The 14998-nt window shown below is 71.3% G+C and carries 16 protein-coding genes; 4 read left to right on the top strand and 12 right to left on the bottom strand.

From position 1 onward, the window contains the following. Positions 1 to 144 precede the first annotated feature (144 nt). Entirely contained in the window at positions 145 to 1083 is a 939-nt protein-coding gene (locus AC07FV_RS18740; RefSeq protein WP_479088504.1) for a LysR substrate-binding domain-containing protein, read from the bottom strand. A 133-nt stretch (positions 1084 to 1216) separates the two neighbouring features. Here AC07FV_RS18740 and AC07FV_RS18745 point away from each other — a divergent pair, with 133 nt between their 5' ends. Next, positions 1217 to 1771 carry a peroxiredoxin gene (locus tag AC07FV_RS18745; RefSeq protein ID WP_361017728.1) on the top strand — a complete coding sequence of 185 codons (555 nt, stop codon included), beginning with the start codon at positions 1217 to 1219 and terminating at the stop codon, positions 1769 to 1771. 6 nt (positions 1772 to 1777) lie between these two features. Continuing rightward, complete coding sequence (locus AC07FV_RS18750; protein ID WP_356604133.1) at positions 1778 to 2314, top strand: alkyl hydroperoxide reductase; 537 nt, start codon at positions 1778 to 1780, stop codon at positions 2312 to 2314. 67 nt (positions 2315 to 2381) lie between these two features. Here the strand turns inward: AC07FV_RS18750 and AC07FV_RS18755 are convergent, their stop codons facing one another. The 3 genes from AC07FV_RS18755 to AC07FV_RS18765 form a co-directional block, all read right to left on the bottom strand. Then, positions 2382 to 3758, bottom strand: a complete 1377-nt coding sequence (locus AC07FV_RS18755) for an AI-2E family transporter (RefSeq protein WP_479088505.1) — start codon at positions 3756 to 3758, stop codon at positions 2382 to 2384. 149 nt (positions 3759 to 3907) lie between these two features. Beyond that, positions 3908 to 4603, bottom strand: coding sequence for an aggregation-promoting factor C-terminal-like domain-containing protein (locus tag AC07FV_RS18760; protein ID WP_479088507.1), 696 nt, complete (start codon positions 4601 to 4603; stop codon positions 3908 to 3910). Between the two features lie 415 nt (positions 4604 to 5018). Then, the gene (locus AC07FV_RS18765) at positions 5019 to 6344 is read right to left on the bottom strand and encodes a PhoH family protein (protein ID WP_479088509.1); all 1326 of its coding nucleotides are present in this window, start codon (positions 6342 to 6344) and stop codon (positions 5019 to 5021) included. A 996-nt stretch (positions 6345 to 7340) separates the two neighbouring features. On the opposite strand from AC07FV_RS18765, the gene AC07FV_RS18770 reads away from it, so the two are divergent. Next, a complete protein-coding gene (locus AC07FV_RS18770; RefSeq protein ID WP_479088510.1) occupies positions 7341 to 8531 on the top strand; it encodes a winged helix DNA-binding domain-containing protein in 1191 nt (396 codons plus the stop codon). Between the two features lie 105 nt (positions 8532 to 8636). Here AC07FV_RS18770 and AC07FV_RS18775 read toward each other — a convergent pair whose 3' ends face one another. The 4 genes from AC07FV_RS18775 to AC07FV_RS18790 all read right to left on the bottom strand — a co-directional run bounded on the left by AC07FV_RS18775 (position 8637) and on the right by AC07FV_RS18790 (position 12118). After that, complete coding sequence (locus AC07FV_RS18775) at positions 8637 to 9437, bottom strand: class I SAM-dependent methyltransferase (protein WP_479088512.1); 801 nt, start codon at positions 9435 to 9437, stop codon at positions 8637 to 8639. 54 nt (positions 9438 to 9491) lie between these two features. Further along, positions 9492 to 10364 (bottom strand): LLM class flavin-dependent oxidoreductase, encoded by an 873-nt coding sequence (locus tag AC07FV_RS18780; protein WP_479088514.1) that lies wholly within the window; start codon positions 10362 to 10364, stop codon positions 9492 to 9494. 63 nt (positions 10365 to 10427) lie between these two features. Continuing rightward, the gene (locus AC07FV_RS18785) at positions 10428 to 11465 is read right to left on the bottom strand and encodes a hypothetical protein (protein ID WP_479088515.1); all 1038 of its coding nucleotides are present in this window, start codon (positions 11463 to 11465) and stop codon (positions 10428 to 10430) included. After that, a complete protein-coding gene (locus AC07FV_RS18790; RefSeq protein WP_479088517.1) occupies positions 11453 to 12118 on the bottom strand; it encodes a hypothetical protein in 666 nt (221 codons plus the stop codon). Before AC07FV_RS18790 ends, AC07FV_RS18785 begins: the two co-directional genes overlap by 13 nt. A 184-nt stretch (positions 12119 to 12302) precedes the next feature. On the opposite strand from AC07FV_RS18790, the gene AC07FV_RS18795 reads away from it, so the two are divergent. Next, positions 12303 to 12674, top strand: coding sequence for a DUF192 domain-containing protein (locus tag AC07FV_RS18795; protein ID WP_479088518.1), 372 nt, complete (start codon positions 12303 to 12305; stop codon positions 12672 to 12674). A gap of 37 nt (positions 12675 to 12711) precedes the next feature. On the opposite strand, the gene AC07FV_RS18800 is transcribed toward AC07FV_RS18795, so the two are convergent. The 4 genes from AC07FV_RS18800 to AC07FV_RS18815 are packed head-to-tail and all read right to left on the bottom strand — an operon-like array spanning position 12712 to position 14741. Further along, positions 12712 to 13332, bottom strand: a complete 621-nt coding sequence (locus tag AC07FV_RS18800; protein ID WP_479088520.1) for an OmpA family protein — start codon at positions 13330 to 13332, stop codon at positions 12712 to 12714. Positions 13333 to 13340: 8 nt separating this feature from the next. Continuing rightward, a complete protein-coding gene (locus AC07FV_RS18805; RefSeq protein WP_479088522.1) occupies positions 13341 to 13922 on the bottom strand; it encodes a hypothetical protein in 582 nt (193 codons plus the stop codon). A gap of 34 nt (positions 13923 to 13956) precedes the next feature. Further along, the gene (locus tag AC07FV_RS18810) at positions 13957 to 14547 is read right to left on the bottom strand and encodes a pilus assembly protein TadG-related protein (protein WP_479088612.1); all 591 of its coding nucleotides are present in this window, start codon (positions 14545 to 14547) and stop codon (positions 13957 to 13959) included. Beyond that, positions 14544 to 14741: a Flp family type IVb pilin gene (locus AC07FV_RS18815; protein ID WP_361017708.1), complete on the bottom strand. Its 198-nt coding sequence runs from the start codon at positions 14739 to 14741 to the stop codon at positions 14544 to 14546. Before AC07FV_RS18815 ends, AC07FV_RS18810 begins: the two co-directional genes overlap by 4 nt. Positions 14742 to 14998 lie beyond the last annotated feature (257 nt).

Genomic DNA, 14998 nt, shown 5'->3' on the forward strand with positions numbered 1-14998 from the left:
TTGTTCCCCCCACCCCCCCCCCCCCCCCTGCTGCTCCTGACTCCCCCGGAGGTTCGGCGAGGGGAGGGCCCCTACCGCCCCAGCCAAAAAAACACCCGCCCCGGGGGAGGGGGGCTCCCCCGGGGACGGGCGCCGGCGCGTGCGTCAGCCGGTGACGATCCGCACCGGCAGCTCGCGCATCGCCTCCCGCAGGGCGCCCGCCAGTTCCTCGTACTCCGCGGAGCGGGCCGCGCCCGTGCGCATGGCGAGGGCGACGCGGCGGGTGGGGGCCGGGTCGGTGAAGGCGCCGGTGAGGAGCTGGCTGGAGCGGGACGTCTCCACGCGGACGGCCGTGCGCGGCAGCAGCGTCACCCCGAGGCCGCCCGCCACCAGCTGCACCAGCGTCGACAGGCCGGCGGCCGTGGTCGTCGCCGGGACGCCCGCGCGGCCCGCCTCGCGGCAGATGTCGAGCGCCTGGTCGCGCAGGCAGTGCCCCTCGTCGAGCAGCAGCAGGTTCAGTTCGCGCAGCACCGAGCGCTCGATGCCCTCCCGCCCGCCCAGCGGGTGGTCGAGGGGGGTGACGAGCACGAAGTCCTCGTCGAAGAGGGGGAGTTCGGTCACGCCGGGGACGCCGAGCGGCACCGCGAGCAGCAGCAGGTCGAGCCGGCCGGACGTGAGCCCCTCCAGCAGGCTCGCCGTCTGCTCCTCGTGCACCTGGAGGTCGAGGGCCGGGTAGCGGTCGTGGACCAGGCGCAGCACCGTGGGCAGCAGGTACGGCGCCACCGTCGGGATGACCCCGAGGCGCAGCGCCCCCGTGAACGGCGCCCGTACCGCCTCCGCCTCCTCCAGCAGCGCGCCGACCTCCGCCAGCACCGCCTTCGTCCGTACGGCGAGCCGCTCACCCGCGGGCGAGAGCAGCACCTTGCGCGTCGTACGCTCCAGGAGGGTGACACCGAGTGTCTCCTCCAGGGCCGAGACGGCTCCCGAGAGCGCGGGCTGGCTCATCCCGATCGCGGCGGCGGCATCGCGGAAGTGCAGATGCTCGGCGACCGCGGCGAAGGCCCGCAGCTGGGCGAGGCTGGGTTGCCTCTTCTTACCCGACACTAATAGCCACCTCCGATCAACTCGACCGAGTGTAGCTATTTCACTAATCAATGCACCCTGTGCCAACATCAAGACCGTCCAACCCATGGGAAACGCCCGCAATCCGGGTGTTTCTTCGCTGCAAGGAGAGCGCGTGCTCACTGTCGGTGACAAGTTCCCCGAGTTCGATCTGACCGCCTGCGTCTCGCTGGAGAAGGGCAAGGAGTTCCAGCAGATCGACCACAAGACCTACGAGGGTCAGTGGAAGGTCGTCTTCGCGTGGCCCAAGGACTTCACCTTCGTGTGCCCGACCGAGATCGCCGCCTTCGGCAAGCTGAACGACGAGTTCGCCGACCGCGACGCCCAGGTCCTCGGCTTCTCCGGCGACTCCGAGTTCGTGCACCACGCCTGGCGCAAGGACCACCCGGACCTGACGGACCTGCCGTTCCCGATGATGGCGGACTCCAAGCACGAGCTGATGCGCGACCTCGGCATCGAGGGCGAGGACGGCTTCGCCAAGCGCGCCGTGTTCATCGTGGACCAGAACAACGAGATCCAGTTCACCATGGTGACCGCCGGCTCGGTCGGCCGTAACCCCAAGGAGGTCCTGCGGGTCCTCGACGCCCTGCAGACCGACGAACTCTGCCCGTGCAACTGGAGCAAGGGCGACGAGACCCTCGACCCGGTCGCGCTGCTCTCCGGAGAGTGATCCGAGATGTCCCTCGACTCCCTGAAGTCCGCCGTCCCCGACTACGCCAAGGACCTGAAGCTCAACCTGGGCTCGGTCATCGGCAACTCCGACCTCCCGGCGCAGCAGCTGTGGGGCACCGTGCTGGCGACCGCCATCGCCTCGCGCTCCCCCATCGTGCTGCGTGAGCTGGAGCCGGAGGCGAAGGCGAACCTGTCGCCGGAGGCGTACCAGGCCGCCAAGTCGGCCGCCGCCGTCATGGCGATGAACAACGTCTTCTACCGCACCCGGCACCTGCTGTCGGACCACGAGTACGGCACCCTGCGCGCCGGTCTGCGGATGAACGTCATCGGCAACCCGGGCGTCGACAAGGTCGACTTCGAGCTGTGGTCCTTCGCGGTGTCCGCCATCAACGGCTGCGGCATGTGCCTGGACTCGCACGAGCAGGTGCTCCGCAAGGCCGGTGTGGACCGCGACACGATCCAGGAGGCGTTCAAGATCGCCGCCGTGGTCGAGGCCGTCGGTGTCACGCTGGACGCCGAGGCGGTGCTGGCCGCGCAGTAGTCCCGCGCCGCGGCACACGACGAGGGCCCCGCTCACCGATCCGGTGGGCGGGGCCCTTCGCGTGTCGCTACGCCGGTGTCGTGTCCGGCGGTGGCGCCTCGGCCTCGGCGGGCCGCGGCGGGTGGTCCGTCGCCGGGGACGCGTCGGTCGACGTCGCCCCGTGCGGCTTCGGGGCCTGCCGCAGGGCCGCTTCCCGCGAGTACGCCCGCAGATAGCCCACGACGGTGTTCGTCACCGCCACCAGCGGTACGGCGACCACCGCGCCGCCGATGCCGGCGATCATGCCGCCGGCGGCCACGGACAGCACCACGGCCAGCGGGTGGACCCGCACCGCGCGCCCGAGGATGAACGGCTGGAGGATGTGCCCCTCGATCTGCTGCACCGCCAGCACCACCACGAGGGTCATGACGGCCGCGAACACGCCCTGCGTCACCAGCGCCACGACGACCGCGAGGGCGCCGGACACCACCGCGCCGACGAGCGGCACGAAGGCGAACAGGAAGATGAACACGGCCAGTGGGACGGCCATCGGCACGTCCAGGAAGTAGATGCCGAGGCCGATGAAGATGGCGTCGATCAGCGCCACGATCACCGTGCCCCGCACGTACGCCGTCAGCGTCCGCCACGCGCGCGGGCCGGCTCCGGCGACGCCCGGCCGGGCCGCGGCCGGCACCAGCTTCAGCGTCCACTGCCAGATGCGCTTGCCGTCGTAGAGCAGGAAGAGCGTCGAGAAGGCCGCCAGCAGGATGCCGGTGAGCGCCTCGACGACGACCGTGACGCCCTCCAGGCCCGCGGACGTTATCTGGTCGGTGTTGGCGCCGACCGCCTCGCGCAGGTTCTTGGCGATCTCGTTGATCTGCTTGTCGGTGACGTGGAAGGGGCTGTTGAGCAGCCAGTTGCGCAGCTCGTCGATGCCGTCCTGGACCTGGTCGGAGAGGTTGTCGATGTTCTCCATGACCTGCCAGGTCACGAACCAGCCGATCAGCCCCATCACGACGAACCCGAGGATCGCGGTCAGGGCGGTGGCCGGCCCCCGGGGCACCCCGTGCCGGCGCAGCCACGCCACGGTCGGCTGGAGCAGCGCCGTGATGAGCAGCGCGGCCACGAACGCCAGCACCACCAGCTGCACGGCGCTGATGACCTTCATCAGCACCCATACGGTGCCCGCGAGGATCAGCAGCCGCCATCCCACCTCCGCGGCGACCCGTACGCCCCAGGGCACGGCCAGCGCCGGGTCGGGGCGGGTCTGGACCACGAGCTGCTGGTGCGGGCCGAGGTGCTCCAGCGTCACGTCCGGCGCGGACGGCGGCCCGTGGCCGGCGTCCGGCACCGGTCCGTCGTCGGCCTCCGCGCGCCGCGCTTCCTCGCGGCGCTGGTCCAACCGCTTGCTCATCTGCGTCAGTCCGGCGCCGAGCCGGCCGAGCCACCCTGGCACTCGCGACATGATCCGTCCTCTTCCCCCGTCTCTCCTCACCACTCCCCCCTGGAGTCGCTTCGGCACGACCGTACATGGCGGGGACGCGAAAGCCCCTCACCGTAGGACGGTGAGGGGCTGCGCGAGGTTGAGCGGGGCGGGACCGTGCCCGGGCGGGCTCAGTACCAGTGGTTGTTCTGCCAGAAGCCCCAGGCCTCGCACGGGCTGCCGTAGCGGCTGTCCATGTAGTTGAGGCCCCACTTGATCTGGGTCGCCGGGTTGGTCCGCCAGTCGGCGCCCGCGGAGGAGTACTTGCCCGCCGGCAGCGCCTGGAAGAGGCCGTAGGCGCCGGAGGAGGGGTTGACCGCCTTGTAGTTCCAGCTGGACTCGTGGTCCACGATGTTGCTGAAGCACTGCCACTGGCCGCTCGGCACCATCTGGCGGGCCATGGCCTGGATCTGGCTGATGCTGTACGAGCTCTGGACGGCGAAGGTGGTCGACTCGCGCTTGGCGTCGCGGCTGGCGGCTTCCTGCTCCGCCTCGCGCTCCTTGGCCTCCGCGGCCGCCTTCTTGGCCTTCTCCTGCTTGGCCACGGCGGTCTCGGCGGCTGCCTTGCGGGCCGCTTCCTCGGCGTCCTTCTTGGCGCTCACGTCCGCGGCGATGGCCTGTACGTCGGCCTGCTGCGTCAGGGACGCGGTCTGCACCTGCGCCTGCTCGCCCATGGGGATGTCCGCGAGCAGCGTCGTGCCTGCTGCCGTCGCCTCCGCGTCGTTGTTCTGCGCGGTGCTGCCCGAGGCAACGCCGACGACGCTTCCGACTGCGGTGACCGCCGTGGCCGAGGCCACTGCGAATCCCCGGACCGAGATCCGGCTCACACGGTTTCCTTCCAGCATCGCCCGCTTCGGTGACCCTCGCGGACGCAATCGTGCCCCTGGCACAGGCCTCCCCAACTACGGGTCACGGGAGGCACGGGCCCGGTGGACAACTCCCGCGGGGGGAGCGCCGTGTGGTGCTCGGGCGGCATACGACGCTGCTATGGAGTTGGCAGGTGCTTCTGGGGCGCCGTACCGCTGGGGGTACAGCTGAGTCGTATGCGGGGCCTGACAGGAAGGAGACTCTGCCGTAACCCGACGGGGTGAGGCAATTCTGTGTTGCGTGTGAAAGCTCACATCCCGTTTGGCTCAAGGGAATTCCGGAAACCCCCACACGCGACGACGCCGCCCGGCTAGGCTCTTCGCCTTCCGGACGGCGCCAACCGTCACACAATCGGCCCTCTCGGGACCTGTTTCCTCAGATGTGGCCGTCCTCCAGCATTTCGGTCACAAGTGCCGCGATCTGCGACCTCTCGGACCGGGTCAGGGTGACGTGCGCGAAGAGCGGATGCCCCTTCAGCTTCTCGATGACGGCGACGACTCCGTCGTACCGCCCGACCCGCAGGTTGTCCCGCTGCGCCACGTCGTGGGTCAGGACGACCCGCGAGTTGGCCCCGATCCGGGAGAGCACGGTCAGCAGGACGTTCCGCTCCAGGGACTGGGCCTCGTCCACGATGACGAAGGCGTCGTGGAGCGAGCGGCCGCGGATATGGGTGAGCGGCAGGACCTCCAGCATCCCGCGCGCGGTCACCTCTTCGATGACCTCCCGGCTGGTGACCGCCGACAGAGTGTCGAAGACCGCCTGCGCCCACGGGCTCATCTTCTCGGCCTCGGAGCCGGGCAGATAGCCCAGCTCCTGCCCGCCCACCGCGTACAGCGGACGGAAGACCATCACCTTCTGGTGCTGCCGGCGCTCCAGCACGGCCTCCAGCCCCGCGCACAGCGCCAGCGCCGACTTGCCGGTGCCGGCCCGGCCGCCCATCGACACGATGCCGACGTCCGGGTCGAGGAGCAGGTCGAGCGCGATCCGCTGCTCGGCACTGCGGCCCTTGATTCCGAACGCCTCCCGGTCGCCGCGCACCAGGCGGACGTTGCCGTCGGGCGTGACCCGGCCGAGTGCCTTGCCGCGCTCCGACTGGAGGGTCAGACCGGTGTGCACGGGCAGCTCGGCGGCCTCGGGGACGTAGACCCGGCCCTCCTCGAAGAGCACGTCCACCTGCTCACCCGGCAGGGTGAGTTCGGACATCCCGGTCCAGCCGGAGGCGTCCGTGATGGCGAGCTCGGCGCGGTACTCCTCGGCGAGCAGGCCGACGGAGGACGCCTTGATCCTGAGGGGGAGGTCCTTGGAGACGACGGTGACGTCGAATCCCTCCGCCTGCAGGTTGCGGGCGACCGCGAGGATGCGGGAGTCGTTGTCCCCCAGGCGATAGCCGGTGGGCAGCACGCTGGGGTCCGAGTGGTTGAGCTCGACCCGTACGGTGCCGCCGAGGTCCCCGATCGGGATGGGGGCGTCGAGGCGGCCGTGCCGCACCCGGAACTCGTCGAGCAGACGCAGGGCCTGCCGGGCGAAGTAGCCGAGTTCGGGGTGGTGCCGTTTCGCCTCCAGCTCCGTCACCACGACGATCGGCAGCACGACCTCGTGCTCGTCGAAGCGGTTCAGGGCGTTCGGGTCGGCCAGCAGGACGCTGGTGTCGAGAACGTAGGTGCGCCTATCTGGCTTGTGGCGCTTTGTGCTGGTCACCACGGAAGGACGTACCCCCTCGGAAGAGGTCGGGGAGCGACGGAGTGGACGCTGGGCCGGGAGCGCCGCAATGAGCCGACCGATCGACGACCGCCCTGCACCGGCGCGGGCCGCGGACCGGCCCTCCGCCGCGTCTTCCGTGCCGTGACCGCACGGTGGGGCTGGTGCAAAGGGCCTCCCGGGCGGACGGCTCCGTGCCGTCCGCTGAGATCCGACACCCGTGGTTCGGGCGTCGACCTGCTTGGCTTATGCCCGGGAACGAGCGCAGCCATGCCACGACCCCGGACGACGCACCGGTGAACTCCTCATGACGGGCGTCCCGCGCGGAGCGGGAGTGAGCGGCGCGAGGAGCCGGGGCGCGGGAGGCAGAAAAAACGGGCCGGTCCGTGGGGGGGAGACGGACCGGCCCGAGGGGGGGTTTCCACCATAACCCTTCGTGAGGGATGTCGCGCGCATCGGCGTGCCACAACTACTCTCCGAAATCGTCCGACAACGCGGGAGTGGCCATGGAAGCCCTCATTCCGCCTCGCGCGGTGGCCGGAACGCGGCGGATGCGCCGGTGAACGGGGTGGCGGGCGGGACCGGGGAGGCGCCGAGGGTTCCGAGAGGGGCGATCCGGGCGACGCCGCGGAAGGCCCGGCGGACGGCGGGTCGCACACCGCGGGCCGCCCGCGACTCGTCCGACCGGGTGACACCACCGGCGAACGCCCGCTTGACCGGGCACCGCGCAGCCCCCTCCGCCGCGCGGTGCCACACGCGCAGCTTTGCTCACGCGAATTACCTGGCCTCGAACTTACGTGATCGGACGGGCTCGATTCGACCCGCCGAGGCCCCCGCTGGATAACGATGTGGAAACCCTGTGAGGATCGAGGGGTGATTCCGCACCTCCCGCCGAACCCGTGGAGATTTGCGAAGGTGCGCCGTTTACGCCCCGAAGATCCCTTCCCGCCCGACTCCACTGGGACAATTTCTGTCCTACTGCTCCTCTAACGTCGCCTCATGACGACGACAGTGGCGACCACTTGGGGCGCGGTGAGCGCCCGACGGCTCGAACGGCAGTTCCTGGCCAAGTCCGCCCGAACGGGCACGGCGCTCGCCGACGTGGCCGACGCGATGCTCGGAACCCACGCGCAGGTGCTGTCCGCGGCCGAGTTGTCGCTCGGGCTGCGGGCGGACGGGGTGACCCGCGCGGACGTACGGGACGCCCTGTGGCCGACCGGCACGGCCGCCCCGCCGGCCTCACTGGTGAAGACACACGGTCCGCGCGGGACGGTGCACCTCCTGCCCACCCGCGCACTGCCGATGTGGTGCGGGGCGCTGCCCGCGATCCCCTCCGGTGCCGCGTCCTTCGCCCCCGACGTACGCCTCGACGAGGAACAGGCCGATCAGGTCGTGGCCGCGATCGGCGACGCCCTGGACGGCGCGTTCCTGACCGTCGACGAACTCGGCGAGGAGGTCGTCGCCCGTACGGGCCCGTGGGCCGCCGACCTGGTGATGCCCGCGTTCCAGACCCTGTGGCCGCGCTGGCGGCAGGTGCTGCACCGGGCGGGCCAGTCCGGCGCGCTCTCCTTCGGCCCGAACCGGGGCCGCAAGGTGACCTGCACCCGCCCGCCCCGCTTCACCCCTCTGCCGCCCGAGGAGGCGTTGCGGCTCCTGGTACGCCGCTACCTGCACGCGTACGGCCCCGCCACCCCGCAGCACTTCGCCAGGTGGCTGGCGGCGCCCGCGGGCTGGGCGCGGGCGCTGTACGACGGCCTGGCCGCCGCGGGCGAGATCGAGGAGGTCCGCTTCGAGGGGGCGCCCGCCTGGGTGGTGGCGGGCGACACGGTCTTCCCCGACGGGCCCGCGCGGGACGACCTGCTGCGCGGGGTGCGGCTGCTGCCGTACTTCGACGCCTACGTCATCGCCGCGCAGCCTCGGGAGCTGCTCTTCCCCGGAGCCGCGTACCGACGGGCGCTGGCGGGCGGCCAGGCGGGCAACTTCCCGGTCCTCCTGGTGGACGGCGTCGTGGCCGGCGTGTGGCACCAGCGGCGCCGGGGACGGCTCACGACCGTCACGGTCGAACCGCTGGGACGGCTGACGGCCCGGCAGCGGCGCGAGCTGTCCGCACGGGTGGAGCGGGTGGGTGAGGTCCTGGAGGCGCGGGCGGAGCTGGTGGTGGGCGAGGTGACGACGGGCGCGCACGCGTGACCCGCTGGGCGCAGAGCCTCGTACTGGATGTGTTTGGCTCTGCGCCCGGTGCGGCGAGAGTGCGTGCATGGCGTCGCGAGGCAGGCGGGAATCGTCAGACAGGCCCTAGGCGTGCGGCTTGCGGGCGTCGAAGAGGTGACGCGTGCTGTGGGCGATGAAGGGGCCTTCGCTCTCGATGCGTTCGTGCAGCTCGCGCAGCCGGTCCCGGTACCCGTCGACGGTGAAGCCGGGCACCATCCACACGACCTTGCGCAGGAAGTGGACGACGGCTCCGACGTCGTGGAACTCCATCCGCAGCCGTTCCGCACGCAGGTCGACGACCTCCAGCCCGGCCTGCTCGGCGTCGGCGCGCTCACGGTCCGGGTGGCGGTGGTTCCGGTTCTCCTCCGGCAGGCGCCCGAGGAAGTACTCGACCAGCTCGAAGACGCTGGCGGGGCCGACGTGCTGGGCGAAGTACGTGCCGCCCGGCGCGAGCACCCGGGCGATCTCCGCCCAGTGCGGCCGGACGGGGTGGCGGCTCACGACCAGGTCGAAGGCGCCGTCCGCGAAGGGGAAGGGCGCGTCGTCGGGCGAGGCGACCACGGGGACGCCGCGCGGGCGGAGCAGCCTCGTGGCCTCGGCGACGTTGGGCGGCCAGCCCTCGGTGGCGACGACGAGCGGCGGGCGGTGCGGTGCGGCGACCGCGAGCGCCTGATCGAGGACCTCCCCTCCCCCCGTCTGCACCTCCAGCACCGCGCCGGCCCCCACCAGCCGCGCGGACAGGGACCGGGCGTACCCCCAGGAGGGCCGCGCCTCGGTGGCCCGGCCCTCGAACCAGGAGAAGTCCCACCCCTCGGTGGGGACGGAGGCGCCTTCGGCCACCAGTTCGTCGAAGGTGCGGGGGTGCGGGGCGGGTGGGTGTGCCATGGGGGCGGATCCGTTCAGCTTCTCGGGGGGGGGAGACCTGGAGCGCGGCGCGGTCTAGCCGACCAGGGGCCTGACCTGCTCGGCGGCGAACCGCACGAAGCCCTCGGGGTCGGGCTCGTCGCCGGTCGGCTGGAGGACGACGGTGTCGGCCCCCGCCTCGGCCAGCCGCCGCACGGCCTCGGCGACGGCCCGGGCGTCCCCGGCCACCCCGAGGTCCGGCACCGAGCCGACGCCCTCGGCGGCCAGGTCGGCCCGCAGCCGCTCGCCTGCGCCGGGGCCGGTCGCCGCGAGGAGGTACACGACCACCTCGTGCGGCTCGGTCCGCCCGGCCGCCGCGCGCCCTTCGTCGATGAGCCGACGGGCCTGCCGTACTCCGTCGGGCGGGGTGGACGCGGTGAGCACGGTCCCGTCGGCGGCCTCACCGGCCAGCCGGAGCGAACGGGGTCCGGTGGCGCCGGCGAGGACCCGGACGTCCCGGTCCGGCGGCCAGTCGAGGCCCACGTCGTCGAGCCGGACGTAGCGGCCCTCGGTGGTCACGCGCCGCCCGTCCAGCAACGCCCGCAGCGCGTGCAGGTGCTCCCGCAACAGGGTGACGGGCGACTCGGCCCGCGCTCCGACCTGCCCCATCCAGTCCTGCACACCGTGGCCGAGGGCGAGGATCGGGCGGCCGGGGAACATGCGGTGCAGGGTGGCGGCCTCCATCGCGGTGAGGGCCACGTTCCGCAGCGGGACGGGCAGCAGCCCCACGCCGACCCGCACCCGCTCGGTCCAGGCCAGCGCCGCGGCGGCCGAGGAGATGCCGCCCTCGCGGAAGCAGTCCTCCCAGAGCCACAGCTCCTCGAGCCCGGCGTCATCGGCGGCCTGCGCGACGGCACGCAGCCGCTCGGGAGCGAGTTGGGGGCGGAACACCGCGCCGAGTCCGGTCATGGGGCCTTCCTACCTCCGGCAGGGGGCACCGGACAACCGGATTCGGGCGGGGCGGCGGGGGCGTCAGCGGTTGATGGCCTGGATCTCCTGGACGGTGACGGCCTGGTCCCCACCGAATTCACCGTCCGGCAGGAGCTGCTCACCGGCCACACCGGTCCCGGTCCAGTGGATTTTCCAGGTGACGGTCGCATTGAGCCGGTACGAGCCGTCACCGGACGAGCGCAGGTACTTCACCCCACAGGGCGGGGTCTCCTCGGCCCGTCCCTTGGCGTAGGGCTCGCCGATCCTGCCGCCGGCGATCTCGCACACGCCGGAGGCGGGGTAGGTCTCGGCGTCCGCCGTGCCCGGGTCGATCCGCACCGACACCGGTTCCGCGGTGGTGGTCGCCTCGACGTCCAGCAGGGGGACGCGAGCCGTCACGGACACCGGCTTGAACGTGGCGGCGTCGAGCCACGCCCAGGTCGGGAGGTTCACCTTCGTGGCGTTGTCCGGCGCGAGGTCCACCTCGGTGGTGGGGACGCGGATCTCGGCGTAGGCGAGTCGGGCGAGCATCTCGGGCGTGATGGCCTGCGGGATGTCCGCCGGGGGGTCGTCACCGGTGTCGACCCAGAAGGTTTCCCTCGTGCAGTCGAGCGCTCCCGGATCGCCCTCTCGGCCCGGCGTGACGTAGGAGTCCCACCAGTAGCCCTCTCCGGTCCTGTCCTTGTTGAACGCCTTCTCCTCGTCGTCGGCGTTGTACTTGGCGCGCTGCTTGGCGTCCCACTCGTGACCCGTGGAGCCCGCCTCCCAGATGGGTTCCAGGTACTTCTGCAACTGCTCGGGCGTGTACTTCGGGGCGTAGTAGCAGGCGGGTGGTGTCCAGTTCGAGGCCGCGGTGACGGGCCCGGCGGACTGCCCCGAGCCGTTCCGGGACCGGTCGAAGACGACAGCGCCGGCGGTCGCCGAGACGGTCTCGTCCTTCTGACCGCCACCCACCTGGGTCTCGGACCCCGTGCCCTGGCCACCGGGAACGATGTCGGCCCGGGCCGTCGGACCGACGGCCAGCACGGTGACGCCCGCCAGGGCGGCCGCGTACACCGCCTTCCTCGCTACGGCTGGCACTGGGCCGCCCCCCTCGTCGAGATGATCTGCGACGTCTGCCAGACGCCGGCGGCGTTCTTGTCGAGCTTCGTGTTGTACAGGACGTAGCTGTTCTTGGTGACGGGCGTCCTGTCGACCTCGCCGGTCTTCTTGTCCTTGCTGAAGCCTTTGCTCTCGTCGGCACAGAACGTGAGAGCGGCTGAGGCATCCCCCTGGAGAGTCACCTTCCGGTCGTAGTACCGGACTTCCCCGGTCACGGTGGCACCGGCCTTCTCGAACTGCCCGACCCACGAGACGGCGGCTTCCATGGCCTTCCCCGTGTTGTAGAAGCCGAGCGCTTCCCCGTCGGGGTCCGTGCCGGCGATCGCGGCGTCCACGGCTCGCATCCGCTCGGCGTTGTCGGCGAGTACGGCGTCCTTCACGGGATCACCCGTCTCGCCGCCCTCGAAGACCAGCTTCAGATCCGACGGGAGCTTGATCTCCGGCCGCCCGTCCGCTGCGGAAGACGCGGCGGACGGGCTGGGCGACGACGTCTGCTCACCGCCTGTGTCCGCGCCCGCGATCTTGTCGTTGTCGCCGGACGGGCCGTCGTCGCTGCCGCACGCGGACAGCGTCAGGGCCGCTGCGGCGGTCAGCGTGAGCGCTGCGAGCAGGGTGGGGCGGCGGCGATTCACGGTGGCTCCTGGGTGGGGCGGGGCTTCTGTCGAGCGGGGTAACGCTATCCACCGGGATACGGGGGCACCAGAGCGGAGAGCGCGACCCCGCGCTGCCACAGGGCTCCGCATCCGCCGTACGTGTGTCTTCTCGGGCCATTACGGTTGCGTAACGCACACCGGACGGGCGGGAGGGGGCTTCGGCATGGGGCGTCGTTGGCGGGACGGGAAGGGTGTCCTGGTCGTAGGCGGAGAGGGCGGCGGCGCGGGTGTCCGCGTTCCGCTGGAGATCGCCGGGTCCTACCGCGCCCGCACGAAAGGGCTGCTGGGGCGCGACTCCGTCGAGGGGGCGATGCTGCTGTCGCCCGCCAACAACGTGCACACCTTCCGTATGCGGATGCCCATCGACGTCGCCTACCTCGACCGGCGGCTGACCGTCATCGCCGTGCGCACCATGCGGCCGGGCCGGCTGGGCGCACCGCGCCCGCGCGCCCGGCACGTGCTGGAGGCGGAGGCCGGGGCGATGGCCGGGTGGGGCGTGCGGGTGGGGGTACGGGTGGAGGTCGCGGAGGAGTAGGCGCGGTACGGCGTCGCGCGGCTGCGGTGTCGGTCCGTCAGGCCTCCGTGCGGGGGAAGGAGACCTCGACCCTGCGGTTCTTCTTGCGGCCGGCCTCCGTGGAGTTGTCGGCGATGGGGTACTGCTCGCCGTAGCCGCGGACCTCGTAGGTGATGTCGGCGTCGTTCAGGGTCTGGGTGAGGACGTCGTGCACGGCGTTGGCGCGCTTCTTGGACAGGACGTCGCCGTGGGCGGAGGAGCCGAGGTCGTCGGTGAAGCCGAAGACGCGGACCCTGGTGGCGTTCTGGTTGCTGACCTCCTCCGCGATCCCCGCGATGCGGGACTTCGCCTCGGCGCCGAGCTTCGCGCTGTCCTTGCCGAACAGCACCTCGGCCTGCAGCGCGAAGGTGACGTTCGTGTTGGTGTCCTCACGGCGCTCGTCGCCGCTCTGGTCCTCGACGACCGACTTGATGTCCAGCACCTTCGCCTGCGCGAGCGTGGCACCGTCCGGGATCTTGAGGTCCGGGTCGTTGGGGTCCACCTCGACGGGGGCGGAGGCGGAGGGTTCGGTGCCGGGGGGGTCGTTGGGGTCGTCGGCGTGGGCGGATGACGTCCCTACGACGCTCATGGCGATGAGCGTGGACGTCGTGAGGAGAACCGTCAAGCGAGTCGGGTTCATCGGCGGCCTCACCCGGAGATCTCAAGGGGGGCGGCCGCAAAGGTGGGCAGTTGGAAGGTGACCTTCGTGGTGTCGGCGGGCGGCGCCGGGAACTGCATGAACACGGGGATGGAGGCACCTGGCTTGATGCGGGGCATGTCCGTGGTTGTCAGCGGACGACCGTCGGTGTCCCGCAGTACGTAGTAGCGCTTCTTGTTGGCGGGGTCCACCAACGTTGCCCCACCGAGCGATCCGCCGTGCCGCATGATCTCGGTCTCGTCGCCCCGGGTCTGGATCGGGACACGAGCCGCCTCGGCGCCGTCATTCTTGATCTCACCGCTCACGGTCACGAATCCGCCCGCGTCCCGCGCCGCAGAGGTGACCGCCAGGACCAGACCGTCCTCTCCCTTGAGTTCCGCCTGCGGTTCTTCCGTGCCCTGCTGTGCGCTGGGGTCCCCTTCCCCTTCCGCTGTGCGGGACGCCGAGGCTTCCGGCTTCTTGTCGTCGTCGCTGCCCCCACCACCGCAACCGGCGACACCGAGGGCCAGTCCGGCCACGACGACCAACGCGGCCGCCCCCCTCCGGGCCTTCTCTGTGAACCGAATGCTCATGACTTCGCTTCCCTCATCACTCGTCGCTCGCTTGTCAGTCGGCCAGGTGGACGTCAAACAGGTCCTCGGGCTTCGGCAGCTCGGGGAGTTCTTCCGGGTCCAGTTCCCATTGCCCTTCGTCGCAGGTGAGTCTGGGCAGCGCATCGTCCCCGGCGTCGGGTTCGGGAAGTTCGACCGTGCAACTCGGTTCGATCACGGCAGTGGCGGAAGCCCGCGCATAGTCGTTCTCCGTGCCTGGGACGATGGTTTCCCCAACCGGTTCGCTCGCCGTGACTTCGACGCTGTAGCCGAGCGGGCCGTCCCAGGCACACGAGTCCACCTGTGCGTCGTTCTGGGCCGCCAGTTGGTCGGCTCGCCAGCACGAGTCGGCGAGGCCGGGCACCACACCATCGAAGATGTCGACCCAGGTCGAGGGGTCCCCTAGGTTCTCCGCCCACTCTCCCGCCAGCTCGTCGCGGGTCTCCTGCGCCGCTGCGAGCGCTGCCGCGTCGGCCGCCGTCTGGGCTCTATTGCGACTGGTCGCGGCTTGCCCGACGGCGAGATAGGCGAAGGCGAGAAAGAGCAGACCCGCCACCACCATGACGTAGATGGGAAAGGCCTGCCCCTCGTCGCTACCACCGATCAGCCGATGACCTCGTCGATCTTGTCGGTGATGGCGTTGTAGATCGTCTCCCCGATGTCCGTCCCCGTGATGGCCAGCACGATCGCCACCACCACCGCGATGATCCCCAGGTACTCCACCGCCGTCTGGCCCCTGTCGTCGCGGGCGTGGGTGCGGGTGTGCAGGTAAGCGGTGGTGGTGCGGAGCCAGTTGGTCATGGTGTTCCCCTCCAGGGTGGGCGGTCCTCGGGTCCGAGGGCCGCGGGGCCCGTTCGCAGGCTGTGTCTCGGGCTGTGAGCCGGTCCATCGGGGTCCGTCCCGGAGGCAGGGCGGGGTGGTGGAGGTCCGCGGGGGTCGTGCCGGGCGCGACGGGGGCCACGGTCTCCACCTCCCCTGACTCCGGTCGGGTCCCCGGCCGGTCGGGAACACCAGACGACGACTGTCTCACAGTTGATTGCAGCTGCGAAAGGATTTGG

It is taken from the genome of Streptomyces sp. NPDC045956 (assembly GCF_056430705.1).

Excerpts from the sequence above, each read along its gene's own strand:
- AC07FV_RS18805 (WP_479088522.1), bottom strand. The coding sequence starts at position 13,922 with ATGAGCATTCGGTTCACAGAGAAGGCCCGGAGGGGGGCGGCCGCGTTG.
- AC07FV_RS18755 (WP_479088505.1), bottom strand. The coding sequence starts at position 3,758 with ATGTCGCGAGTGCCAGGGTGGCTCGGCCGGCTCGGCGCCGGACTGACG.
- AC07FV_RS18795 (WP_479088518.1), top strand. The coding sequence starts at position 12,303 with ATGGGGCGTCGTTGGCGGGACGGGAAGGGTGTCCTGGTCGTAGGCGGA.
- AC07FV_RS18750 (WP_356604133.1), top strand. The coding sequence starts at position 1,778 with ATGTCCCTCGACTCCCTGAAGTCCGCCGTCCCCGACTACGCCAAGGAC.
- AC07FV_RS18780 (WP_479088514.1), bottom strand. The coding sequence starts at position 10,364 with ATGACCGGACTCGGCGCGGTGTTCCGCCCCCAACTCGCTCCCGAGCGG.
- AC07FV_RS18815 (WP_361017708.1), bottom strand. The coding sequence starts at position 14,741 with ATGACCAACTGGCTCCGCACCACCACCGCTTACCTGCACACCCGCACC.
- AC07FV_RS18770 (WP_479088510.1), top strand. The coding sequence starts at position 7,341 with ATGACGACGACAGTGGCGACCACTTGGGGCGCGGTGAGCGCCCGACGG.
- AC07FV_RS18800 (WP_479088520.1), bottom strand. The coding sequence starts at position 13,332 with ATGAACCCGACTCGCTTGACGGTTCTCCTCACGACGTCCACGCTCATC.
- AC07FV_RS18775 (WP_479088512.1), bottom strand. The coding sequence starts at position 9,437 with ATGGCACACCCACCCGCCCCGCACCCCCGCACCTTCGACGAACTGGTG.